This is a genomic window from Edaphosphingomonas fennica (assembly GCF_003034225.1).
Lineage (GTDB): Bacteria > Pseudomonadota > Alphaproteobacteria > Sphingomonadales > Sphingomonadaceae > Sphingomonas_E > Sphingomonas_E fennica.
Genome location: NZ_PHHF01000023.1, coordinates 46,498 through 68,973, shown reverse-complemented (window position 1 = coordinate 68,973; position 22,476 = coordinate 46,498). Strand labels below are relative to the sequence as shown.

Here is a 22,476-nt window from a genome sequence, read left to right as displayed (position 1 = left end):
GTTGGATCGGCTGGCCGGATCGCTTCAGCCGATCCGGCTCTCGCCACTATCAATCTTTGGGCATCTGCCAGCGAACGCGGCGGGTATAGCCGCTCGAAGCGATGGGATTGCCTGCCGCATCCTGCGCGGGCTTGTAACGGCCACGGCGCGTGATGTTCTTGCAGGCCGCATCATCGAGATCGGGCGATCCGCTCGACGAAGTCACGCGGCAGTTCACCACGCGTCCCTGCTCGTCGACGTCCCACGCGACACCGGTGGTGCCTTCGCGTTCCTCACGGAGCGCACGCGACGGATAGTCGTCGGTGGTGACCCAAAGGCTCGAATTGCCACGCTCGGTCGCCTTGGCAGCCTGCGAAGGCGGCGGCGGCGGCGGCGGTGCCGGCGGCGCGGTGGGCGTGATGACCACGGGCGGCGCTTCCCGAACCGTCGTCACCGGCGGCGGCGTGGGATTGGGCACGCTCACAATCGGGGGCGGGGCAAGAACGGGCGGCGGTTCCACCGGTTGATCCGGCGGCGGCGGCGGCGGCACTTCCTCCGGGGGTGGTGGCTCCTCTTCGACGTCGAAGGTCTTCAGATCCTGGGCGACCTTCTTGACGACGTTGTATGCCAGGCCAGTCACGAACGCATAGCCGATCACTGCGTGAAGCAGCGCGACAATGGCGATCGCCACGACCCGGCGGGAGCTCATCGATTGATCAGCGTAAGCCATTAAGGAACGACACTCCCTCCAATCCACAAGCTTCACGGGCTACGGGCTGCCCGTGGGGCGGGCCCGACATAATCCAGCGGGTACCGTCTTCGTTCAGTAATTATTGACGGGATGTGTGTCCTTATCGCGACACTTTCGGCGACGCAATTCCTTTGTCCAACGCTTGAACGTCCCGCATGCCCCGTGCGAAACCCGCCGGAGAGGCCGTTTCCGAATGGCTGCGGAGATTTGACACTAAGGAGTGGACATGCGGCGGAGCACCTTGGCCCTGGCTTTTCTGGCGGCGCTTTCCGCGAATCCGGCGGTAGCGCAACCAGATATGCGAATCGTCGGAAATCCGGCCTTCACCTATGCGGATCTAGTCGGATTGGCGGAATCATCGGACGCTGTCGCCGACGTCGAGGTGACGGCGGCGACCAAGCTAAAAGGCCCGGCCGCGGCAAATGTTCCGGCCGGGCACCAGCGCTTCTATCTTGAAGGGAATCTGAACGCGCTTCTCGGCGGGAAGAAGGGATTGCCGGGCCAGATCTCCTGGCTGGCGGACGTGCCGCTCGACGCCGCGAATCGGGCGCCCAAACTCAAGAAGGCCCGGCTGCTGCTGTTCGTGGATGCCGTGGCGGGCCGGCCGGGCGAGGTAAGGCTGGCCGCGCCTTTCGGCCAGATCGCCTGGTCGCAGGAGGAGGATGCGCGCGTGCGCGGCGTGCTGCGGGACCTGAACGCCACGGACGCGCCGCCGCACATCACCCGCGTCGGCAACGCCTTCCAGGTGCCGGGCTCGCTGCCGGGCGAGAGCGAGACGCAGATATTCCTGGGGACGGACGACGGGCGGCCGGTCTCCCTCAGCGTTCTGCGCCGGCCGGGCGAGGCGCCGCGCTGGGCGGTGGCGCTGGGCGAAATGGTGGACGACAGCGCCGCCCCGCCCCCTCCCGACAGCCTCCTCTGGTATCGGCTGGCCTGCACGCTGCCGCCCGAACTGCCGGAAAATTCCACCGCCGATCTTGGCGCCCGGCAGGCGGATGCGGCGCGGGCCGATTATCGCGTGGTAATCGAGGGGCTCCAGCCCTGCGAGCGGAATTTTCCCGCTCGCTGAACCACTTATATTGCGCTCACCGCAATGATACCGCGCGGCCAACGCACTGGCAGGCAACCCGAAAGGTCGCTGCCTAAAAAGAGGACAATTCCACGCCGACGGCCGCGCAATCGGCATAGATATCGGGCTTGCGCGTGGAAACCCGAAGGCCCGTGACCCCGGCGCGCGCCGCGATCAGATCGTAGATGGCGCGCGCCAGCGTCTCCTGCAGGTTGAACCGCCGGCTGTTCGCCAGCCGGCCGATCTCGGTGCGCAGGAAATCGTAATTCCACGCGGCGGACACATTGTCCTCGGCCGCGAAGCTCGCCTCGTCGATCCACACTTCCACCGTCACCAGCAGGCGCTGTGGATTGCCGACCTCGAAATCGTGGAAGCCGATGTCGACCGGCAGGTCGAAATCCTCAAGGAAGATGCGCCGTTTCTTCGGCGCGAGGGATGCCGGAACGAGTCCGTCGAGGATCGGTGCGGTGGTCATGTGGGAAATCTCGCTTGGTTCGGGGACGCGGTAGCCGCTGCCTGAAAATCGGGCAAGTCGGGCACGGGCAAGGCGGGGCTTGCCAGTCCCGTCACCCTCACAGGCTTATCCACAACCCTTTCCACGAACGCTGTGGAAAAGGCGTCCGGCGCGAATCGCCTCCATCGTCCCCAAGTCGATTCGCGCTTTCCTTTCGCGGCGGAACCACTAAGGGCGCGCGCAATCGAAACCTGAAGCATGGAAAGCTCCCCCCAGGATTGATCACGCTCGCTCCGATCGCCGCCGCCGCGCCCGCCGCCATCGAACAATTGCTGGATGCCGCCTTCGGCACCGATCGGCATGGCCGCACCGCCTATCGGCTGCGAAGCGGGACGGAGCAGATTCCGGCCCTGTCGCTGGCGGCTTTCGAATCGGGCGAGCTGGTCGGCACGATCCAGTGCTGGCCGGTCGAGCTGGCGGCGGAGGATGGCCGCGTCGCGCCGATGGTGCTGGTGGGGCCTGTCGCCGTGCGGCCCGATCGGCAGAAGGACGGCATCGGCCGCATGCTGATGGAAGCGATGCTCGCGGCCGCCGATGCCGGCCATGCCGATGCGCTCGTCCTGATCGGCGACCCCGAATATTATGAGCGCTTCTTCGGCTTTTCCGCCGACCGGACCGGCGGCTGGGACGTGCCCGGCCCGGTGGAGCGCCACCGCCTGCTCGCGCGGCTGCGTGGCCCCGCCCCTCTTCCCGAGCGCGGAACGCTCCGGCCGCGGCAGGAGGCGGCGGCGGCTTTGCGCTGAAGGCGAGGATGGCCTAATCGGGTCGCCATGCCCGAAACGAGCCCCCCGCCAGAGGACCTGACCGGCCTTTCGCTCGCCGAGATCGCCCGCCTCGCGGCCGAGCGGAAGCTGCCGCCGGTCGAAAAATGGAATCCGGCACATTGCGGGCACAGCGACATGCGCATCGCCCGCGACGGCACCTGGTTCCACCAGGGATCGCCGATCGGGCGGGAAGCGATGGTGCGCCTGTTCGCCAGCATCCTCCGGCGCGAGCCCGATGGCCGGCACGTCCTCGTCACCCCGGTCGAGAAGCTCGACATCGATGTCGAGGATGCGGCCTTCCTCGCCGTGGAGCTGAAGACCGAGGGCACCGGGCGCGATCGCAGCCTCGCCTTCCGCCTCAACACCGGCGACATCGTCGTCGCCGGCGAGGACCATCCGCTGCGCTTCGAGGACAAGGGCGATGGCCCCCACCCCTATCTCGCCGTGCGCGGCGGGCTGGAGGCGCTGGTGGCGCGCCCGGTCTATTATGAGCTCGCCGCCATCGCGATCGAGGAGGCGGGCGAACCGCTCGGTCTCTGGAGCAATGGCCGCTTCTTCCCGCTGGAGTCCGAATGATGACCTTGAGCGAACGGCTCCGCGCCGCATTGCGGGACGGGCAGGCCCTGGCGCCGGTGCTGCTGGAGCATGACGACGGCGATTTCGCCCTGCGGGCGGGCGAGCCGATCGTGCCCGCCGCCGTGCTGGTGCCCTTCGTCGATCGGCCCGAGCCGACGATATTGATGATCCTGCGCCCCGAAACGATGCGCCGCCATGCCGGCCAGATCGCCTTTCCCGGCGGCCGGGTCGATCCGGGGGACGACGGCGTCGTCGGCGCGGCCCTGCGCGAGGCGGAGGAGGAGATCGGCATGCCCCGCGCGCGGGTGGACGTGGTGGGCACGGCCGATCGCTATCGCACCATCACCGGCTATGAAGTGACGCCGGTGATCGGCGTCGTGCCGCCCGATCTGCCGCTCGTCCCCCAGCCCGCCGAGGTCGCCGACATCTTCGAGGTGCCGCTGGCCTATCTGCTCGAGCCGTCCAACCATATCGAGCAGGCCGTGGAGTGGCAGGGGCGCGAGCGCCGCTATTTCGAGATCACCTGGCAGGACCGCCGCATCTGGGGCGCCACCGCCGCGATGCTCGTCAATCTCGGCCGCCGGCTCGCTTATCCGCTATGACGACGCTGCTGCCGGATGCGGCCTGGCGCCACGGCGCCGGCCTCGTCGATCTGCTTGCCGCGCTGGGCGCGGACGAAGGCGCCATCCGCTATGTCGGCGGCGCAGTGCGCGATACGCTGCTGGGGCTTGCCGTATCCGACGTCGATTGCGCGACGCGGCTGCTGCCGGACGAGGTGATCGCCCGCGTCCGCAAGGCCGGGTTCAAGGCCGTGCCCACCGGCATCGCCCACGGCACCGTCACCGCCGTCCTGCCGGGGTCCACGATCGAGGTGACGACGCTCCGCCGCGACGTTTCCACCGACGGCCGCCGCGCCACCGTCGCCTTCACCGATGATTGGCGCGAGGATGCCGCCCGCCGCGATTTCACGATCAACGCGCTGTTCGCCGATCCGTCATCCGGCGAGGTGATCGATTATTTCGGCGGCGTCGGGGATCTGGCCGAAGGCCATGTGCGCTTCATCGGCGATCCCCTGGTGCGAATCGCCGAGGATCATCTGCGCATCCTGCGTTTCTTCCGCTTCCATGCCCGCTTCGGGCGCGGCGCCCCGGACGGCCCCGGTCTCGCCGCCTGCGCGGATCGCGCGAACGACCTGATGGCGCTTTCGCGCGAGCGCATCGCCGACGAGCTTCTGAAGCTGCTCGCGCTTCCCGATCCCGCGCCCACGGTGGCGCTGATGCACGCCCACGGCATCTTCCGGCCGGTGCTGCCCGAAATCGGGGAGGAAGGCGTCGCCCGGCTTACGCGGCTGATCGACAGGGAAACGCGATCGGGGGTCCGGCCCGATCCCGTGCGCCGCCTGGCTGCGCTGCTACCGCGCGATCCAGCCCTCGCCGCGCAGGTGGCATCGCGGCTGCGCCTGTCCAACGCGATGCGCGCGCGGATCGAGCTGCTCGCCGCCCCGCCCGCCCCGGAAACGGCGCCGATCCCGCTCGCCTATCGCCATCCCGACGCGGCGGTCGATCTGCTGCTGCTTTCGGACATGGGCGATGCCGAGCTGGCGGCCGCGCTCGCCGCGCTCGACGGCTGGCATCGGCCGACATTCCCGCTCAGGGGCGGCGATCTCGTCAAGCTCGGCCTGCGCCCCGGCCCGCAGGTGGCGGCGGCATTGCAGGCGATCGAGCGCGATTGGATGGCGGCGGGTTTCCCCGATGGCGAATGGGCCACCCGCGCGGCGCAGGCCGCGGTCGATCAGGCGTTGCGCGAACGCCAATAAGCCAGCGCCTCATCGGCGGCGAGCGGGCGGGCGAAATAGAAGCCCTGGCCGCAGCTGCATCCCAGCGCCGCCAGCGTCTGCGCCAGCTCGAACGTCTCCACCCCCTCGGCGGTGGTATCCATGCCCAGCGCATCGGCCAGGCCCAGCACCGCGCGCACGATCGCCACCGAATCGCGGTCGCCCAGCATGCCCGTCACGAAGCTGCGGTCGATCTTCAATATGTCGATCGGCAGGCGCTGGAGATAAGCGAGCGAGGAATAGCCGGTGCCGAAATCGTCCATGGCGATCTTGGCATCCAGTTCCTTCAAACCCTGCAAGGTGCGCGTCGCCCGTTCCGGGTCCTGCACGATCGAGCTTTCGGTCAGCTCCAGCGTCAGCCGCTCGCCGGTGATCCCGGCGCGGCGGAGCGCCCCTTCCACCGCGCTCGAAACATCGTCGCGGGCAAGCTGGATGGCGGATACGTTGACGCCGATATGGATCGGCACGGCCTCGCCCTGCGTGGCATCCCATTGCGCGAGCGTGCTCAAGGCCGTTTCGAACGCCCAGCGCCCCAGCGGCACGATCAGCCCCGATTCTTCCGCGACCGGGATGAACTCGGTCGGCGATATCAGCCCCAGCGCCTCATGCTCCCAGCGGGCCAGCGCCTCGAAGCCGGCGACGCGATTGGTCTGCAGGTTGATCAGCGGCTGGAAGGCCAGGGTCAGCGAATCGCTGTCGATCGCTCGGCGCAGCTCGGTCTCCAGGCTGAAGCGGTGCCGCGCCTTGCTCACCTCGCCGGGCTGATACACCTCCACCCGGCCCGATGCCTTGGCCCGTTTCAGCGCGAACTGGGCGTTGCGCACCAGATCCTCCGCGCCCGCCGCCCGGTCGCTCACCAGCGCGCAGCCGATCGCGCAGTCGATCCGTATCTCCAGGTCCGAAATGCGGAACGGCGCGGTCATCGTCGCCTGGATGCGCCGCGCGGCGTGCAGGGCATCGCCGGGGCCGTCCGTCAAGGTCAGCAGGATGGCAAATTCGTCGCCGCCGATCCGCGCCAGCATGTCGCCCGCCCGCAACGATGCGACCATCCGCCGCGCGACGGTGATAATCAGCTCGTCCCCGGCGATCGATCCCATGCTCTCATTGATCCGGCTGAACCGGGTGAGATCGACGATCAGCACGGCGTGGCCCACCGGATCGTCGCAGGCCAGCACCGCGTCCAGCGCCTCGCCGAACGCGACCCGGTTGGGCAGCCCGGTCAGGCTGTCATGGGTCATCTCGGCGCGCAGGCTGCGTTCGTTCTCCACCTCGGCGGTGCGATCGATCAGCGAAAGCACGCAGCGCCGCGTGCCGTCGTCATAAGCGGAAAGCCGGCCCAGCCGGACGACGAAATGGCGCCCGCCCACGCCGTCGCCATCCTGCCAGCCGAATTCGTGGCCCCGCTTGTCGCCGGCCAGGAAGGTCTGGAGCGCACGCTTCAGCGGCTCGCGCTCGATCAGGGGGGCGGCCGCGCCGGGGCGGATCGGGATGATGCCGGAAAGCGAATCCAGCATCTCGAACCGCTCGTTGGCGAGCAGCTCGATCGCGCCGTCCGGCTTCTGGGTGACGATCGCCGCTGCGATCGGCAGGGCGTTCAGATAATCGACCCGCGCGCGCCGGATCAGCTCGATCGCGGCCCGCTCGCCGACTGGGTCCACGCCTGACATGTCACGCAACAGGGCAAGCTCCATCGCTCCGTCCGTGAAGACGGCCAATTCGCTGCGAGACGGCTCGACCTGCATATTCTCCCGCGATAGAGCGAGACGGTTAATTTCTGCTTTAGGCCGCAACGCTTCCTATCGCGCGATTTCCGTGACTTGTATCAACTTCCGAAGCGATTGTCGCGCGGGAAGCCGATCGGCGGCATCCGCCCGCCCGCGCCCCGCGCGGTGCGCCAGGGGGTCATGTCGCTTTCCGTCCGGGTCCGCCCGGTCTCGCCGCCCATGGCCCAGCTCAGGCCCTCCTCGAAGCGGAAGGCCAGCGCATCGGAAAGGCCGCCGTCGCGATAACGCTGCAATTGCACGCCCGCCCCGCGCGCCATTTCCGGCATCTCGCGGATGGGGAACACCACCAGCTTCCGGTTCTCGCCGATCACGGCCATATAGTCCGCGTCCGCCGGCACCGCGCGGACGACGCGCAGCTTCGCGCCGGGGCGCAGGTTCATCACCTGCTTGCCCTTGCGGGTCTCGGCCACGATGTCCGCCGTGATGCCCAGGAAGCCGCGCCCGTCGGACGACGCCAGCAGCAGGCGCGCGCCCGCGCTTGCCGGCAGCAGCGCCACGGGCGGCGCCTCGCTCTCCAGGTCCACCATCAGCCGCACCGGCTCGCCGAAGCCGCGCCCGCCGGGCAGCTTGTCGGCGGCCAGCGTGTAGAAACGGCCGGTCTCGGTCGCAAGCAGCAGCTTGTCCGTCGTCTGGGCGTGGAAGGCGAAGAGCGGGCCGTCCCCTTCCTTGAATTTCAGCGCGTCGGCCGATCCCAGGTCGCTATGCCCCTTCATCGCGCGGATCCAGCCGCGCTGGGATAGGATCACGGTGATCGGCTCGCGCTCGATCATCGCCTCCAGCGGAATCTCGCGCGCGGGCGCCGCTTCCTCGATCAGCGTGCGGCGGCGGCCGATATCGGTTTCCGGGCCGTAGCGCTCGCGCAGCTTCGCCAGGTCCTTCTTCATCCGCGTGCGCTGGCGCGCCGGGCTGTCGATCAGCGCGGCCAGGCCCTTGCGCTCCTCGTCCAGCGCGTCGCGCTCGCGCTTCAGCTCCATCTCCTCCAGCTTGCGCAGAGACCTGAGCCGCATGTTGAGGATCGCCTCGGCCTGCCGGTCGGAAAGCTTGAATTCCGCCATCAGCACGGGCTTCGGCTCGTCCTCCTCGCGGATGATCTGGATCACGCGATCGAGGTTCAGATAGGTGATCAGATAACCGTCGAGCAGCTCGATCCGGTCGTCGATCTTGGCCAGCCGATGCCGTGATCGGCGGACGAGCACCTCGAACTGATGCTCCAGCCAGGCGGCCAGCACCTGCTTCAGGCTCATCACCCGCGGCGTGCGCTGGGCATCGAGGACGTTAAGGTTCAGCGACACCCGCGATTCGAGCGCGGTCAGCCGGAACAGGCTGTCCATCAGCACCTGCGGATCGACGGTGCGGGCGCGCGGCTCCAGCACGATGCGCACGACCTCGTCCGATTCGTCGCGGACGTCGGCCAGGATCGGCAGCTTCTTGTCGTTGATGAGGGCCGCGATCTCCTCGATCAGCTTGGCCTTGGGCGTCTGGTAGGGGATTTCGTGGATCACCGCCGTCCAGGTGCCGCGCCCCTGATCCTCGATCGACCAGCGCGCCCGCACGCGGAAGCTGCCCCGCCCGGTCAGATAGGCCTCGGCGATCGTCGCCGGCCCGTCCACGATCACGCCGCCGGTCGGAAAATCCGGCCCCTTCACGAACTGCATCAGCTCGCTGTCCGGCGCGTCGGGCTGGTCGATCAGCAGGGTCGCGGCGTCGATCAGCTCGGCCACGTTATGCGACGGGATCGATGTCGCCATGCCCACCGCGATGCCGCTCGCGCCATTGGCCAGCAGGTTGGGGAACAGGCCGGGGAAGACCTCCGGCTCCTCCTCCTCGCCATTATAGGTGGCGCGGAAATCGACGGTGCCTTCGTCCAGCCCGGCCATCAGGTCGATGGCAGGCGGCGCCAGCCGGGCCTCGGTATAGCGGTAGGCGGCGGCGTTATCGCCGTCGATATTGCCGAAATTGCCCTGCCCGTCGACCAGCGGATAACGCAGCGAGAAATCCTGCGCCAGCCGCACCATCGCGTCATAGACGGACTGGTCGCCATGCGGATGATATTTGCCGATCGTGTCGCCGACGACGCGGGCGCATTTCTTGTAGGCGGCCTGCGGATCGAGCCTGAGCAGCCGCATCGCCCACAGCAGCCGGCGATGGACCGGCTTCAGCCCGTCGCGGACGTCGGGGAGCGAACGGGCCGTGATCGTGGACAGCGCATAGACGAGATATCGGTCGGAAAGGGCGCTGTCGAACGGGGCTTCGATGATCTGGTCGAGCGGCTCGGCGGATGCGGTCATGGCGCAGGGATAGCAGCGCCGATCCGCTCATGCGAGGGCGCATTTCACCCCGGCGCGATCCGGCCGGGCATGGCCTATGGATAAGCTGTCCTTATGGAAACCGCCGCTGTTCTGATTGGTCTTTCCTCAAGCGAAACCCCATCTTCAGGATGCCTTCGACCAGCAAAGGATCATAAGATGTCCGGTGACTGCACCCAGCCGCTCCGCTCGCGCGCCCACGCCGGCCTCACCGCGCGGCTTGCCGCCATTCTCGATCAGGCGGCCACCCCCTTCGAGCCGCTCCAGCGCGCCTGGTTCGACGCGCCGTGGCTGAAGGAGGGCGGCGCGCCGTGTTGCGATCGCCGCCCCTGATCGATCGGAAACGCCCGCCCCGTCAGCCGCACTGGGCGCGGTGGAGCAGCTTCTGGTCGGCCAGCACGAGCGCCACCATCGCCTCCACCACCGGCGCCGCGCGGATGCCGACGCAGGGGTCGTGCCGGCCCTTGGTGCGGATGTCCGCAGCCTGCCCGTCCCGCCCGATCGTCTCCACCGGCGTCAGGATCGAGGATGTCGGCTTCAGCGCCACGCGCAGCACCAGCGGCTGGCCGGTGGAAATGCCGCCCGCCACGCCGCCGGCATGGTTGGCCAGGAAAATCGGCTTGCCGTCCGGGCCGGGGCGCATCGGATCGGCATTGGTCTCCCCGGTCAGCCGCGCGGCATCGAAGCCGTCGCCGATCTCCACGCCCTTCACGGCATTGATCGACATGCAGGCCGCCGCCAGCTCGCTGTCCAGCTTGGCATAGAGCGGCGCGCCCCAGCCCGCCGGCAATCCATCCGCCACGCATTCGACGATCGCACCCACGGACGATCCCGCCTTGCGCGCTCCGTCGACGATCTCCTCCCAGCGCGCCGCCGCGGCGGCATCGGGGCAGAAGAAGGGATTGCGATCGATCTCGGCATCGTCGAACGCCGCGCGATCGATGGCGTCGCCGCCCAGCTCGACCAGATAGGCGCGGATGCGGACCTCGGGGATCACCGCCCGCGCCACCGCGCCGGCAGCCACCCGCGCGGCGGTTTCCCGCGCGGAGGATCGGCCGCCGCCGCGATAGTCGCGGAAGCCGTATTTGGCATCATAGGCATAATCGGCATGGCCCGGCCGATAGGCCAGCGCGACCTCGGAATAATCCTTCGACCGCTGGTCCACATTCTCGATCATCAGGCTGATCGGCGTGCCGGTGGTGCGGCCTTCGAACACGCCGGACAGGATGCGGACCCGATCGGGCTCCTGCCGCTGCGTGGTGAAGCGCGAGGTGCCCGGCCGGCGCTTGTCGAGCCAGGGCTGGATATCGGCTTCGTCGAGCGACAGCCCCGGCGGGCAGCCGTCCACCACCGCGCCCAGCGCCGGCCCGTGGGATTCCCCCCAGGTGGTGAAACGGAAAACGCGGCCGAAGCTGTTGAACGACATCTGCAAAAGCCCTCTCCCCTCCGGGGGGAGGGTTGGGAGAGGGGAAGTCCGCCCGCTGTTGGAACGGAAGATGGGCCACCCCGCCGGCCCCCTCCCCGGCCCCCTCCCCGAAGGGAGAGGGCTGCACTTCACGAAAGCGCGATGTCCGGCGCGTCCTCGGCCTTCATGCCGATCACGTTGTAACCGGCATCGACATGGTGGATTTCGCCGGTCACGCCGCTCGCGAGGTCGGACAGCATGTAGAGGCCGGCGCCGCCCACATCCTCGATCGTCACGTTGCGGCGCAGCGGCGAATTCAGCTCGTTCCACTTCAGGATGTAGCGGAAATCGCCGATGCCGGAGGCCGCCAGCGTCTTGATCGGCCCGGCGGAGATCGCGTTGACGCGGATATTCTCCGGCCCCAGATCCATCGCCAGATATTTCACCGACGTTTCCAGCGCCGCCTTGGCCACGCCCATGACGTTATAATGGGGAACCACCTTCTCGGCGCCGTAATAGCTGAGCGTCAGGATCGATCCGCCGTTCGGCATCATCGGCCGCGCCCGCTTGGTGACGGCGACGAGGCTGAAGGCCGATATGTTCATCGTCAGCAGGAAATTATCGAGGCTGGTGTCGACATATTTGCCGCGCAGCTCGTTCTTGTCCGAAAAGCCGATGGCATGGACGACGAAATCGATCGTCGGCCAGCGCGCCGCCAGCGTTTCGAATGCGGTGTCGAGCGCGGCCATGTCGCCCACATCGCAATCGATCAGGAAATCCGATCCCAATTCTTCCGCCAGCGGGCGCACGCGGCGCTCCAGCGCCTCGCCCTGATAGCTGAAGGCCAGCTCGGCGCCCTGCGCGCGCAGCGCCTTGGCGATGCCCCAGGCGAGCGACCGATCGTTGGCGAGGCCCATGATGAGCCCCCTCTTTCCTTCCATCAGGCCTGTCATTCTAACTCCATCAGCCTTGTGACGCAGGCCCCTTTACCGCCGGTTCGGGCGTTTCCGCCAGTGCCGCGTTGATGTTCGCGCCGATTACCAGCCCGAATCCCACCAGCCAGAAGAACAAGAGGGTGATGATCGTGCCCGCCAGGCCGCCATAAGTCAGGTCATATCCGCCCAGCAGGCCCAGCACGCGGGGCAGCGCCATCGTCACCCCGATCCACCAGAGCGTGACGAACAGCGCGCCCGGCCATTTGGGGCAGGGCGCGAAGCGATACTTCGACGGGGTGAGCGAATAGATCAGCCAGTAGAGCGCCAGCGCCATCAGCACGAGCGGGGCGATGCGCGAGATGCCGATCCACAGCATCGCCTTGTCCGCGAAGGGCAGCAGCCGGCCGACGAACTCCTCGGCCGCCGTCAGCAGCACCTGCATGGAAAAGGCGACCAGCGTGGCGATCACCGAAACGATGATGATCCCGATCGATCCCAGCCGGTAATGCCAGAAGGCCTTGGAATAAGGCGTGCCATAGGCCCGGCGCAGGATATCGCGAATCGTCTCGATGAAGCTGCCCACCGTCCACAGGCCGACGATCGCGCCCAGCCAGAGGAGCGATCCGGTGCCGCGCGCCACCAGCACGTCGGTGATCGGCTTGCGCAGCAGATTTTCCACCGTGGGCGGCAGCGTGCTCAGGAAGGTGGCGACGGCCGCCTGCACGTCGGGCTCGCGCCCCAACATCTGGGCCAGCGCGGCGAGGATGATGAAGAAGGGGAACAGCGCCAGCAGCGACAGATAGGCCAGGTTGCCGGCGTGGATGAACCCGTCCGAATAGACGCCCACGATCACCCGGCGGGCGATCTCGAAAGGGCGGGTGCCGGGTCGGACGCGATCGAGCTGCCTTTCCCATGCCGGCCGCAGCGCGCGGGCTTCCGGCGATTCTGGAGAGGCATCCTGCAAGTTTCCGCCCTTTCGCTATTCGGCTTTATCGGGGGTCAAACCCCCAAGGCCAGTCGCGGGTTGCGTCCCTTCCCCTTCCAACCCTCGATAAAGGCTTCCAGATCCGGATCGCCCAGCGGCAGATCGACCAGCAGGGTGACGAGCTGGTTGCCGCGCGATCCATCCTTGCGGGTGAAGCCCTTGCCGCCCAGCCGCAGCACCTTGCCCGATGTCGATCCCTTGGGGATGTTCATCATCACCGGCCCGTCGACGGTGGGCACGCGCACCTTGCCACCCAGCACCGCCTCGTCGATGGTGATCGGCAGGTCCAGCCGCACGTCGTCGCCCTCGCGGGTGAAGAAGCGGTGGGGCTTGATCTCCACGGTCACGATCGCGTCGCCCGCGCCGCCGGGGCCGGCCTCGCCCTTGCCGGCCAGCCGCATCTGCGTGCCGTTCTCCACGCCCGCCGGCAGCTTGACGTCGATCGTCTTGCCGTCCGCCAGCGTCACCCGCTGGGGCTTCAGCGCGGCCGCGTCCTCGAACGGCACGGCCAGGCGATAGGCGATGTTGGCGCCCTTGGCCGGCTGGCGCCGCGCGCCGCCGAAACCGCCGAAGCCACCGCCGCCCCTGCCCCGCTGGCCGCCGAACAGGCCTTCGAAGATATCGCCGAAATCCGCGCCCTCGCCGGCAAAGCCGCCAAAGCCGCCGCCATGGCCGCCGCCCGTGCCGGCGCCGCCGAAACCGCCGCCGTAGAAGCCGCGCGGATTGCCCTGCTCGTCTATCTCGCCGCGATCATATTGGGCGCGCTTGTCCTTGTCGGAAAGCAGGTCGTAGGCGGCCGTCACCTCCGCGAACCTGTCGGCCGCGTCGGGCTTGTCCTTGTTGCGGTCGGGATGCAGTTCCTTGGCCAGCTTGCGATAGGCCTTCTTGATCTCGGCCTCGCTTGCACCACGGGCCACGCCCAGCTTCGAATATAGGTCCGCCATGTCCACTCGTTACGCCGGCCGCGCGCCGGCACCAACTGTTGCTGAAATGCAACATAGGAGATGTGCGCTGTGTCCGGTTCCCGCAAGGGAAAAATATTCGCCGCGAATTGCGCGGATAAGCCGCGGTCCCCGGCGCATCGGCATCCTCCCCTGATGCCCGCCGGCCGCGCTTGCGGATTGCCGCGCCATCCCGCCTTCATTCCTCCAGTGGCTCGACATCCACCGAAACATCGATCTGCTGCGCGCCCTGCCCCAGGAAGATGCCGTCGATCGGCGATACGTCCCCATAATCGCGGCCGATGGCGGTGACGATATGGTCGCTGCCCATGCCGCAGGCGTTGGTGGGATCGAAGCCCAGCCAGCCGCGCCCCGGCCCGCACCAGATCAGCACCCAGGCATGGGTGGCGTCCGCCCCCACCAGCCGGGGCTGCCCCGGCGGCGGGATGGTGCGGATATAGCCGCTGACATAGGCCGCCGGCAGGCCATGGCCGCGCAGCGCAGCGATCATGATCTGGGCGAAATCCTGGCACACGCCATGCCGCGCGCGGAAGGCGTCGATCGGCGGGGTATCGGCCAGGGTCGCGCTGCCGTCATATCGGAACTCGTCATGGATGCGCTGCGCGAGCGCATAGCCCGCCTCCACCACGCCCCGGCCCGGCGCCAGATCGGCGGCCGCCCAATCGGCGATCTCGCGTTCCAGCCCGATCATCGGCGAGGCGGAAAGATAATTGGCCGGCCCCACGGCCGAAAGATCGCCCGAATTGCGCGCCACCGCCGTCACCGTCACCAGATCGGGATCGTCGGCGCGCGGCTCCGGGGCGATCCGGTCCACCCGCATGCGGAACCGGCTTTCGATCACCAGCTCGTTCGCGGCATGATCCACCACCATCCGCATCGCATTGACCGGATAGCCCCCCGATCGCGCGGACGACAGACGGGGGCGCGGCGTGATCTCCAGCCTGTGCGTCTCGAGCTGCTGGCCGTCCCAGGCGATCGGCTCCAGCCGCAAATTGCAGCGCGCGAAGCGGACCGGGCTGTCATAGCCGAACCGCGTGCGGTGCGTGACGGCATAGCGCATCACGCCAGGATCATGCCCGATGCGCGCAGCGTCTCGCTGCCCTGCAGGAAATAACGCCGCCCGATCGCGTCCGACAAGGTCAGCAGCCGGTTTTCCAGCGCCATCACCGCATTGGGGCCGAGCGCCTCGGCCTTGGCCAGCGCCACCAGCCCGCCCAGCTCGATCGCCAGCAACTGCTGCTCCTCCGCCATGCCGTCGTCGCGCAGCGCCGGCAGCGCCTTCAGATGCTCGCCGATCACCTCCACCTGGAAGGCCAGCGATCGCGGATTGAACGGATCGAGCGCCACCAGGTCGCGCACCGGCGCCAGCGACATGCCGGTCATGTAGCGCGCGCGATAGCTGATCTGGCTGTCCGTGAGGTCCAATAAAGTGGTGAGATCGTCGGAGGAGGCTTGGTCCGAGGCGAAGGTCCTGAGCAGCCGGCACACCGCCAGCCCCCGCTCGATCCGCCGGCCGACATCGTGGAACCGCCAGGCCGCCGTCCGCCCCATATTCTCCGCCGCCAGCCCGGCCAGCGCCGAGAAGCGCTCCTGCAACGCGGTGGCGCGGATCAGGATATCGGCCGCTCCGGCATCGCCGCCCGCCGGCACCGGCGTATCGATCAGCCGCCAGACATCGGCGGAAAGCCGGTCGCGCGTGCCCTCGCCGATCGACCGCACCGTGGCGAGCAGGGCGCGGACCGAGGCGAGGCCGCCGCCGTCGAGCGCCTCCAGGGCCAGCGCCCGCACATCCGCGGCCCCGTCGCCGCCGGCGGATACCGCGCCGGACGCGACGAGCAGCCCTCGCAGCCGGTCCATCGTGCCCTGCAGCAGCGCCGCGCCGCCATCCACGTCGATGCTGCCGCCCAGCATGGCGCGCACGAGGCGCAAGGTCGCCTCGCCGCGTTCCAGATAGCGGCCCAGCCAGAACAGATTGTCCGCCGCGCGGCTGGGCAAGGTGCCCGGATTGCGCCGGATCGCCACCTTTTGCGGCATCAGCGTCACCGCATCCACCGGCCGGTCCGCCACCACGCATACATCGGCGGAAAGCGTCCCCTCCCCGATCCCGGCGGCGCGTATGTCATGCTCCTGGCCCAGCCGCGCGAAGCCGCCGGGCATCACCGTCCATTCGCCATGCCCGTCGCGGGCGGCGAACAGGCGCAGGATGAAGGGGCGGGGCACCAGCATCGCATCGGCCAGCGCCGGCATGGTCGAAAGGTGGACCAGTTCCTGCCCCACATAATCCTGCGGACGCCGGGCGATGCCTTCCATCAGCACCGCCCGCGCCGCACCGCCCAGCTCGCCGCCGATCACCGGCCGCCCATCCGGCAGGCCCTGCGGCGCGCCCCCGAAGGCGGGTGCGATCAGCAGGTCGTCGAAATGGGCGAGCACATAGGCCCGCTCGCGATCCTGCCCGCACCACCAGGTCGCGATATTGGGCAGGCGCAGCGGCTCGCCGGTCAGCCGCCGCGCCAATGCCGGCAGGAAGGCCGAAAGCGCGGGCGATTCGATCACGCCGGCGCCCGGCGCGTTTAGCACCACGGTGTTGCCCGCCGTCATTGCATCCATCAGGCCGGGAACGCCGATCGCCGATTGCGCGTCGAAGGCCAGCGGATCGATGAAGCGCGTGTCCATCCGCCGCCACAGCGCGTCGATCCGCTTCAGCCCCTCGATGGTGCGGACGTAGAGCTGGTTCTCCCGCACGGCGAGGTCCTCGCCCTCCACCAGCAGGAAGCCCAGATAGCGCGCGAGGTGGGCCTGCTCGGGATAGCTCTGGGTGAAGCGCCCCGGCGTCAGCAGGCCGATGCGCGGATCGGCGCGGCGGCAGGCGGCCGCCAGCCCTTCGCGAAAATCGGAGAAGAAGGGCGCGAGCCGGACGATGTTGAGCCGGGTGTAGAGCGTCCCCATCACCCGCGATGCCGCCATGCGGTTTTCCAGCGCATAGCCGGCGCCGGCCGGCACCCGCGCATAATCGGCCAGGACGCGCCACTCGCCGTCCGGCCCGCGGCCGAGATCGACCGCCAGGGTATGCAGCCGCCGTCCGCCCGGTGGATCGACGCCGATCATCGTCCGCCAGAAATGTGGGCTGCCGGCGGCGAGAAGCGCGGGCAGCGCCTCGTCCCGGAACAGGGCCTGCGCGCCGAACATGTCGTCCAGTATCGCTTCCAGCAGCTCCGCCCGCTGGGCGATGCCGCGCGCGAGGCCGCGCCATTCGTCCTCGCCCATCAGCAACGGCATGGCGGAAAGCGGCCAGGGCCGCTCATGCGCCTCGCCGGGCAGGCGGAACGCCATGCCGATCTCGGCCACCTGCCGGGCCACGCGATCCTGCACCTGGTTCAGATTGCCGTCGGCAAGCTGGGCCATGCCTTCCAGCAGGCGATGCCACCAGCGCGCACCCCGGCCGGCATCGCCGCGCAGCACGTCGCCGCCGGTCGCGCGCGGCAGATAGGATGCCATCCATCCCTCGCCCCATGTCGGCAAGCCCGGCAATTGCGCCATCGTCCCCACGTCTCCGCATCCAGCCGAACGGCCGCCAGGCCCGTTGCCGCTTCACCGTCGTCGCAGGATCGTCGGATAACCGCCCGGTTTCAAGGCCGGTTTGCGGCAGCGCGGCAAAAAGCGGAGCCGCCCGCGCGAGAGGATTGGCGCGGGGTAATAATTGTGGTTAATGGAAGCCGAATATCGGGGGAATCGACTGATGCGCAAAGCGTTGTTATTGGTCGCCTTATGCTGTGCGGCGGCACCCGCGAACGCGGCACGCTATCTTCATTACGACCTCACTTTCGCGATTTCCGGCGAAAACTTCGATTATGATCTCAATGCCTTCGTGCCTTTTCGCGGATTGGCGACGCTGACGGCGGACATCGACACCGATTGGGTGCTTGATGATGGCGTGGGCGAAAGCTTTTCATCGATCGACTTCGGCTCGATCGGAATGATCTTCCATTCGGCCTATGCGCAGGCCGATCGCCTCGATTTCTCCTTCCAGGCGGGCGAAGGCGAAACGTTCGAAATCTTCGGCGCGTCCGCCTTGTTCGCCCCCGGCAGCTTCGACGGCCATTTCCCGGCGGCGGTGGATGCCGCCGGCCTCAAGGGCGGATCGTTCGCCATGTCCTATGGCGCGCATCACCAGGCGGGGCGCGCCACCGGGACGATCCGGTCGATCGGGGTCACGTCCGGCGATGCCGCGCCCGATATGCTCGGCGTCCGCTACAGCTACACCATCAGCGCCGTTCCCGAACCGGCAAGCTGGGCGATGATGGTGGCGGGCTTCGGCCTCGCCGGGGGATGGATCAGGCGCGCGCGGCCCCGTCCGCAGGCCGCCTGAACGCCGATCCGCGCAAACGCCTCGCCCGGACGGGCAGGATCATTCCGTTACGGCCCGATTCCGATTAAGGCGGGCGCATGATGCAGCCATCCCGCGATCCCTTCGCCCTGTTCGATGTCTGGTTCGCCGAAGCGCGCGCCAGCGAGCCCAACGATGCCAACGCCATGGCGGTCGCCACCGTCGGGCCGGACGGGCAGCCGTCGCTCCGCATGGTGCTGCTCAAGGGGCATGACGATCGCGGCTTCGTTTTCTACACCAACCTCGAAAGCCGCAAGGCGGGCGAGCTGATCGCCACCCCCAGGGCCGCGCTGCTGTTCCACTGGAAATCGCTGCGCCGCCAGATCCGCATCGAGGGCCATGTCTCCCGCGTCAGCGATGTCGAGGGGGACGCCTATTTCGCTACCCGCAGCCGCGATTCGCAGCTCGGCGCCTGGGCGTCGGACCAGTCCCGCCCGCTCGCCGATCGCGAGACGTTCGAGGCGCGCTACGAAGCGATGGCCGCCCGCTTCGAAGGGCAGGACGTCCCCCGCCCGCCGCATTGGTCCGGCTTCCGCGTCGCGGCCGAACGGATCGAATTCTGGCAGGACAGGCCCCACCGCCTGCACGAGCGCCTGGTCTATACCCGCACCGGCGACGGCTGGACCACGGGCATGCTCTATCCGTGAAGGCGATCCCGCTCGCCCAGCGGGCGGCGATCGCCAGCGTCGCCACCGCCTGCTTCCTGCTCGCCCTCAAGGGCTATGCCGCCGCGCGCACCGATTCGGTGGCGATGCTGGGCTCGCTCGCGGATACCGGGCTCGATCTCTTCGCCTCGCTCGTCACCTTGTGGGGCGTGCGCGTCGCCGCCGTCCCGGCCGATGACGATCATCGCTTCGGCCACGGCAAGGCGGAAGCGCTGGCGGCCCTGTTCCAGGTCGCGCTCATCACCGTTTCCGCCACCGCGATCGGCTGGCAGGCCGTCACCCGGCTGATCGACGGGCGGCACGGCGCCCATGCCGAATATGGCATCGGCGTATCGCTGCTGGCGCTGGCCGTGACGGGCCTCCTCATCAGCTACCAGCGGCGCGTGCTGGCGCAGACCGGCAGCATCGCGATCCGGGCGGACAATGTTCACTACCAGTCCGATCTGCTGCTGAACGGATCGGTGATCGTCGCCCTCGTGCTGGATCAATATCTCGGCATCGCCGGCGCCGATCCCGCCTTCGGCGTGCTGATCGCCGCGTGGCTGGCATGGGGCGCCTGGGGATCGGCTGTCGCCGCGATCGACCAGCTCATGGACAAGGAATGGCCGGAGGAGCGGCGCGCGCAATTCCTGGCGATTGCCGCCCGCCACCCGGAGCTGCGCGGCATCCACGATCTGCGCACCCGCACCAGCGGCGCGCGCGATTTCGTGCAGTTCCACGCCGATGTCGCCCCGGACATGACGATCGCCGAGGCCCATCGCGTGATGGAGGAGGTGGAGGATCGCCTCCGCGCGGAATTTCCGGGCGTGGAAATCCTGATCCACCCGGACCCGGAAGGCTGGGTGCCGCACCGCCGGAGGAAACCGGACGACCGCCAGGCGGGCTGACCCGCGCCGGCGGCCGTCCGGTCAGCCGAGGCTCTTGGACGCCTGCTCGAACACGTCCTTCGACAGCCCCGGTGTCGCCACGATCCGTTCCAGTTCCTTGCGCATCAGCGCGGCGCGGCCCTCGTCGAACCGCCGCCAGCGGCCCAGCGGCGGCACCAGCTTCGCCGCCGTCTGCGGGTTCAGCTTGTCCACCGCCAGCACCATATCGGCCAGGAAGCGGTATCCACGCCCGGATGCGTCGTTGAACGCCTTCTGGTTCACCGAGAAGGCCCCCACCAGCGCGCGGATGCGATTGGGGTTGGCCAGGGTGAAATCGGGGTGCTTCGCCAGCTTCTCCACCGCGTCGACCGTATCGTCGCGGGTGGACAGTGCCTGCGTCGTGAACCATTTGTCGATGACGAGGCCGTTGTCGCGATAGCGATCGTAAAAGGCCGCCAGCGCCTCGTCCCGCTCGGGCCAGGGGCTGTTGGCCAGCGTCGCCAGCGCGCCCTGCCGGTCGGTCATGTTGTCGGCATCGCGGAACTGGCGATGGGCGATGATCGCCGCATCCTCCGCGCCGCTCGCCGCCAGATAGCCCAGCGCCACCGTCTTCAGCCGCCGCAGCCCCTTGGCCGCCGGCGTATATTCGTAACGGTTGGCGTGGGTCTTGGCGTAGGAGGCGCGCCATTCGTCCTCCAGTTCCTGCCCCAGGTCGCGGCGCAGCGCCTCGCGCGCGGCATGGATGGCGACGGGATCGACCTTCGCCATCTGGTCGCCGATGAAGGATTCGCTCGGCAGCAGCACCGCCTCGGCGATGAAGGCCGCGTCCAGCGCCGAATTGCGCAGCGTATCCTGCACGGCATCGATCACCGGCCGGTGATCCGCCGATCCCCTGGCGACGGCGCCCACCAGCGTATCCACCATCAGCTGCTGCATCGCCTCATATCGGGCGAAGGGATCGTCGTCGCGCGCGGAAAGGAAGGCGAGGTCGGCGGCCGATCGTTCGGAAACCACCGTCACCGGCGCGGAAAAGCCGCGATTGATCGACAGGATGGGCCGCTCGCCGATGCCCTCGAACAATATCTCCTGATGCTGGTCCTCCAGCATCACCAGCCGCTCGCCGCCGAAGACCTCGCCGGTCATCTCGCCGTAAAGCGCCACGCGCAGCGGGATCGGCATCGGCTGCTTGGCGGGCTGCCCCGGCGTCGGCGGCACTTCCTGCTCCAGGGTCAGCCGCGCCTGTCCGCCGGCCGGCTCGTGCGTCAGCGTCGCCCGCACGCGGGGCGTGCCGGCCTGCGAATACCACAGGCGGAACCGGGTGAGGTCGACGCCGGATGCGTCCTCCATCGCGGTCACGAAATCCTCGCAGGTCGCCGCCTGCCCGTCATGCCGCTCGAAATAGAGGTCCGAACCCGCGCGGAACTTCTCCGGCCCCAATATGGTGTGGAGCATGCGGATCACCTCGGCGCCCTTGTTGTAGACGGTCGCCGTGTAGAAGTTCGAAATCTCGATATAGCTTTCGGGCCGGATCGGATGGGCCAGCGGGCCGGCATCCTCGGGGAATTGCGCGGCACGGAGCGCGCGGACGTCCTCGATCCGCTTCACCGCGGCCGATCCCTGATCGGCGGAGAAGCTCTGGTCGCGGAAGACGGTGAAGCCTTCCTTCAGCGAAAGCTGGAACCAGTCCCGGCAGGTGACGCGGTTGCCGGACCAGTTGTGGAAATATTCGTGCGCCACCACGCCCGCGACATTGTCGTAATCCACGTCCGTCGCCGTATCGGGATCGGCCAGGATGTAGCGCGAATTGAAGATGTTGAGGCTTTTGTTCTCCATCGCACCGAAGTTGAAGTCGGCGACCGCGACGATGTTGAATTCGCCAAGGTCATATTCGCGGCCATAGACCTTCTCGTCCCAGGCCATCGATGCCTTCAGCGCGGCCATGGCATGTTCGGTGCGCGGCAGATCGTCCGGCTTCACCCAGATGGCAAGCTCCACCTGCTTGCCCGATCGGGTGGCGAAGCTGTCGCGGTTGGCGACGAGGTCGGCCGCCACCAGCGCGAAGAGATAGGTCGGCTTGAAGAAGGGATCGCGCCATTCCGCCCAGTGCCGCCCGCCGGGCAGATCGCCGCCGCCGGTGCGGTCGCCATTGGAAAGCAGCACCGGATAGCGCGCCTTGTCCGCCTCCATCCGCACGACATAGCGGCTCAGCACGTCCGGCCGGTCGGGGAAGAAGGTGATGCGGCGGAAGCCCTCCGGCTCGCACTGGGTGCACAGGTTCCCACCCGAGGCATAAAGCCCCATCAGCTGGGAATTGGCCTCGGGCGCGATCTCCACCTCGGTCTCGATCTCATGCGCGTCGCCGGGCAGGTCGATCAGCAGCGCCGGGCCGTCCATCCGCCAGGCATCGGCCTGCGGCTCGCCATCGATGCGCACCGCGACCGGCGTCAGCCCGTCGCCGTCCAGCCTGAGCGGCCGCTGATGCACGCCGTTGCGGGTCACGCTCAACCGCGCCTTCACCCGCGTGGCAGCGGGATCGAGCGTGAAATCCAGCGCGATATCGGGCACCAGCCAATCGGGCGGCCGGTAATCCTCGCGGTGGATGACGGGCGGCGGCGCCGCGGCGGCGTTCTGGGCATCGAGCATGTCCATAGGTTTACGCCGTGCCGCCCGCCGATGCCAGCCTTCACCGGCACCGAA

At 68.4% G+C, this 22,476-nt stretch carries 20 protein-coding genes; 9 read left to right on the top strand and 11 right to left on the bottom strand.

Annotation, left to right across the window (positions count from 1 at the left end):
• Window positions 1-49: 49 nt before the first annotated feature.
• Window positions 50-709 carry an energy transducer TonB gene (locus tag CV103_RS05535; protein ID WP_041864952.1) on the bottom strand — a complete coding sequence of 220 codons (660 nt, stop codon included), beginning with the start codon at window positions 707-709 and terminating at the stop codon, window positions 50-52.
• Window positions 710-1,028: 319 nt separating this feature from the next.
• Here CV103_RS05535 and CV103_RS05530 point away from each other — a divergent pair, with 319 nt between their 5' ends.
• The gene (locus tag CV103_RS05530) at window positions 1,029-1,799 is read left to right on the top strand and encodes a hypothetical protein (protein ID WP_107394229.1); all 771 of its coding nucleotides are present in this window, start codon (window positions 1,029-1,031) and stop codon (window positions 1,797-1,799) included.
• A gap of 73 nt (window positions 1,800-1,872) precedes the next feature.
• On the opposite strand, the gene CV103_RS05525 is transcribed toward CV103_RS05530, so the two are convergent.
• Window positions 1,873-2,274: a dihydroneopterin aldolase gene (locus tag CV103_RS05525; RefSeq protein ID WP_015459738.1), complete on the bottom strand. Its 402-nt coding sequence runs from the start codon at window positions 2,272-2,274 to the stop codon at window positions 1,873-1,875.
• Window positions 2,275-2,531: 257 nt separating this feature from the next.
• Here CV103_RS05525 and CV103_RS05520 point away from each other — a divergent pair, with 257 nt between their 5' ends.
• Genes CV103_RS05520 through CV103_RS05505 form a run of 4 tightly spaced genes read left to right on the top strand, consistent with a single transcriptional unit; the run spans window position 2,532 to window position 5,469 of the window.
• A complete protein-coding gene (locus tag CV103_RS05520) occupies window positions 2,532-3,056 on the top strand; it encodes a GNAT family N-acetyltransferase (protein ID WP_107394228.1) in 525 nt (174 codons plus the stop codon).
• Window positions 3,057-3,083: 27 nt separating this feature from the next.
• A complete protein-coding gene (locus CV103_RS05515; RefSeq protein WP_107394227.1) occupies window positions 3,084-3,653 on the top strand; it encodes a DUF1285 domain-containing protein in 570 nt (189 codons plus the stop codon).
• The gene (locus CV103_RS05510; protein ID WP_015459735.1) at window positions 3,653-4,255 is read left to right on the top strand and encodes a CoA pyrophosphatase; all 603 of its coding nucleotides are present in this window, start codon (window positions 3,653-3,655) and stop codon (window positions 4,253-4,255) included. Before CV103_RS05515 ends, CV103_RS05510 begins: the two co-directional genes overlap by 1 nt.
• A complete protein-coding gene (locus tag CV103_RS05505) occupies window positions 4,252-5,469 on the top strand; it encodes a CCA tRNA nucleotidyltransferase (protein ID WP_107394226.1) in 1,218 nt (405 codons plus the stop codon). The genes CV103_RS05510 and CV103_RS05505 overlap by 4 nt, the downstream gene beginning before the upstream one ends.
• Here CV103_RS05505 and CV103_RS05500 read toward each other — a convergent pair.
• Both CV103_RS05500 and parC read right to left on the bottom strand, forming a co-directional pair.
• Entirely contained in the window at window positions 5,445-7,229 is a 1,785-nt protein-coding gene (locus CV103_RS05500; RefSeq protein WP_084652956.1) for a putative bifunctional diguanylate cyclase/phosphodiesterase, read from the bottom strand. The two genes, CV103_RS05505 and CV103_RS05500, sit on opposite strands and share 25 nt — an antisense overlap.
• A gap of 80 nt (window positions 7,230-7,309) precedes the next feature.
• Complete coding sequence (gene parC, locus CV103_RS05495) at window positions 7,310-9,559, bottom strand: DNA topoisomerase IV subunit A (protein ID WP_107394225.1); 2,250 nt, start codon at window positions 9,557-9,559, stop codon at window positions 7,310-7,312.
• A 177-nt stretch (window positions 9,560-9,736) separates the two neighbouring features.
• Here parC and CV103_RS22335 point away from each other — a divergent pair, with 177 nt between their 5' ends.
• Window positions 9,737-9,910 carry a hypothetical protein gene (locus CV103_RS22335; protein ID WP_170112558.1) on the top strand — a complete coding sequence of 58 codons (174 nt, stop codon included), beginning with the start codon at window positions 9,737-9,739 and terminating at the stop codon, window positions 9,908-9,910.
• A 22-nt stretch (window positions 9,911-9,932) separates the two neighbouring features.
• Here CV103_RS22335 and aroC read toward each other — a convergent pair whose 3' ends face one another.
• The 6 genes from aroC to CV103_RS05465 form a co-directional block, all read right to left on the bottom strand.
• A complete protein-coding gene (aroC, locus tag CV103_RS05490; protein WP_107394224.1) occupies window positions 9,933-11,003 on the bottom strand; it encodes a chorismate synthase in 1,071 nt (356 codons plus the stop codon).
• A 128-nt stretch (window positions 11,004-11,131) separates the two neighbouring features.
• Window positions 11,132-11,935 carry an enoyl-ACP reductase FabI gene (gene fabI / locus CV103_RS05485; protein WP_015459730.1) on the bottom strand — a complete coding sequence of 268 codons (804 nt, stop codon included), beginning with the start codon at window positions 11,933-11,935 and terminating at the stop codon, window positions 11,132-11,134.
• A 10-nt stretch (window positions 11,936-11,945) separates the two neighbouring features.
• The gene (locus tag CV103_RS05480; protein ID WP_015459729.1) at window positions 11,946-12,881 is read right to left on the bottom strand and encodes a YihY/virulence factor BrkB family protein; all 936 of its coding nucleotides are present in this window, start codon (window positions 12,879-12,881) and stop codon (window positions 11,946-11,948) included.
• 35 nt (window positions 12,882-12,916) lie between these two features.
• The gene (locus CV103_RS05475) at window positions 12,917-13,846 is read right to left on the bottom strand and encodes a DnaJ C-terminal domain-containing protein (RefSeq protein ID WP_015459728.1); all 930 of its coding nucleotides are present in this window, start codon (window positions 13,844-13,846) and stop codon (window positions 12,917-12,919) included.
• Between the two features lie 196 nt (window positions 13,847-14,042).
• Window positions 14,043-14,924: a transglutaminase family protein gene (locus CV103_RS05470; protein ID WP_015459727.1), complete on the bottom strand. Its 882-nt coding sequence runs from the start codon at window positions 14,922-14,924 to the stop codon at window positions 14,043-14,045.
• Window positions 14,924-17,359, bottom strand: coding sequence for a circularly permuted type 2 ATP-grasp protein (locus tag CV103_RS05465; RefSeq protein ID WP_245896658.1), 2,436 nt, complete (start codon window positions 17,357-17,359; stop codon window positions 14,924-14,926). The genes CV103_RS05470 and CV103_RS05465 overlap by 1 nt, the downstream gene beginning before the upstream one ends.
• A 241-nt stretch (window positions 17,360-17,600) precedes the next feature.
• Here CV103_RS05465 and CV103_RS22790 point away from each other — a divergent pair, with 241 nt between their 5' ends.
• The 3 genes from CV103_RS22790 (at window position 17,601) to CV103_RS05450 (ending at window position 19,800) form a co-directional block, all read left to right on the top strand.
• Entirely contained in the window at window positions 17,601-18,230 is a 630-nt protein-coding gene (locus tag CV103_RS22790; protein WP_236626793.1) for a PEPxxWA-CTERM sorting domain-containing protein, read from the top strand.
• A gap of 77 nt (window positions 18,231-18,307) precedes the next feature.
• On the top strand, window positions 18,308-18,895 hold the full coding sequence (gene pdxH / locus CV103_RS05455; RefSeq protein WP_107394222.1) for a pyridoxamine 5'-phosphate oxidase: 588 nt from the start codon (window positions 18,308-18,310) through the stop codon (window positions 18,893-18,895).
• The gene (locus tag CV103_RS05450) at window positions 18,892-19,800 is read left to right on the top strand and encodes a cation diffusion facilitator family transporter (protein WP_015459723.1); all 909 of its coding nucleotides are present in this window, start codon (window positions 18,892-18,894) and stop codon (window positions 19,798-19,800) included. Before pdxH ends, CV103_RS05450 begins: the two co-directional genes overlap by 4 nt.
• 21 nt (window positions 19,801-19,821) lie before the next feature.
• On the opposite strand, the gene pepN is transcribed toward CV103_RS05450, so the two are convergent.
• Window positions 19,822-22,422, bottom strand: a complete 2,601-nt coding sequence (pepN, locus tag CV103_RS05445) for an aminopeptidase N (RefSeq protein WP_070935534.1) — start codon at window positions 22,420-22,422, stop codon at window positions 19,822-19,824.
• Between the last annotated feature and the right edge of the window lie 54 nt (window positions 22,423-22,476).

Coding starts and splice junctions, on each gene's coding strand:
- CV103_RS05475 (WP_015459728.1), bottom strand. CDS start 13,846: ATGGCGGACCTATATTCGAAGCTGGGCGTGGCCCGTGGTGCAAGCGAG.
- fabI (WP_015459730.1), bottom strand. CDS start 11,935: ATGACAGGCCTGATGGAAGGAAAGAGGGGGCTCATCATGGGCCTCGCC.
- CV103_RS05505 (WP_107394226.1), top strand. CDS start 4,252: ATGACGACGCTGCTGCCGGATGCGGCCTGGCGCCACGGCGCCGGCCTC.
- CV103_RS05465 (WP_245896658.1), bottom strand. CDS start 17,359: ATGGCATCCTATCTGCCGCGCGCGACCGGCGGCGACGTGCTGCGCGGC.
- CV103_RS05535 (WP_041864952.1), bottom strand. CDS start 709: ATGGCTTACGCTGATCAATCGATGAGCTCCCGCCGGGTCGTGGCGATC.
- CV103_RS22335 (WP_170112558.1), top strand. CDS start 9,737: ATGTCCGGTGACTGCACCCAGCCGCTCCGCTCGCGCGCCCACGCCGGC.
- aroC (WP_107394224.1), bottom strand. CDS start 11,003: ATGTCGTTCAACAGCTTCGGCCGCGTTTTCCGTTTCACCACCTGGGGG.
- CV103_RS05510 (WP_015459735.1), top strand. CDS start 3,653: ATGACCTTGAGCGAACGGCTCCGCGCCGCATTGCGGGACGGGCAGGCC.
- CV103_RS05515 (WP_107394227.1), top strand. CDS start 3,084: ATGCCCGAAACGAGCCCCCCGCCAGAGGACCTGACCGGCCTTTCGCTC.
- CV103_RS22790 (WP_236626793.1), top strand. CDS start 17,601: ATGCGCAAAGCGTTGTTATTGGTCGCCTTATGCTGTGCGGCGGCACCC.
- CV103_RS05500 (WP_084652956.1), bottom strand. CDS start 7,229: ATGCAGGTCGAGCCGTCTCGCAGCGAATTGGCCGTCTTCACGGACGGA.
- pepN (WP_070935534.1), bottom strand. CDS start 22,422: ATGCTCGATGCCCAGAACGCCGCCGCGGCGCCGCCGCCCGTCATCCAC.
- CV103_RS05525 (WP_015459738.1), bottom strand. CDS start 2,274: ATGACCACCGCACCGATCCTCGACGGACTCGTTCCGGCATCCCTCGCG.
- pdxH (WP_107394222.1), top strand. CDS start 18,308: ATGATGCAGCCATCCCGCGATCCCTTCGCCCTGTTCGATGTCTGGTTC.
- parC (WP_107394225.1), bottom strand. CDS start 9,559: ATGACCGCATCCGCCGAGCCGCTCGACCAGATCATCGAAGCCCCGTTC.
- CV103_RS05470 (WP_015459727.1), bottom strand. CDS start 14,924: ATGCGCTATGCCGTCACGCACCGCACGCGGTTCGGCTATGACAGCCCG.
- CV103_RS05530 (WP_107394229.1), top strand. CDS start 1,029: ATGCGAATCGTCGGAAATCCGGCCTTCACCTATGCGGATCTAGTCGGA.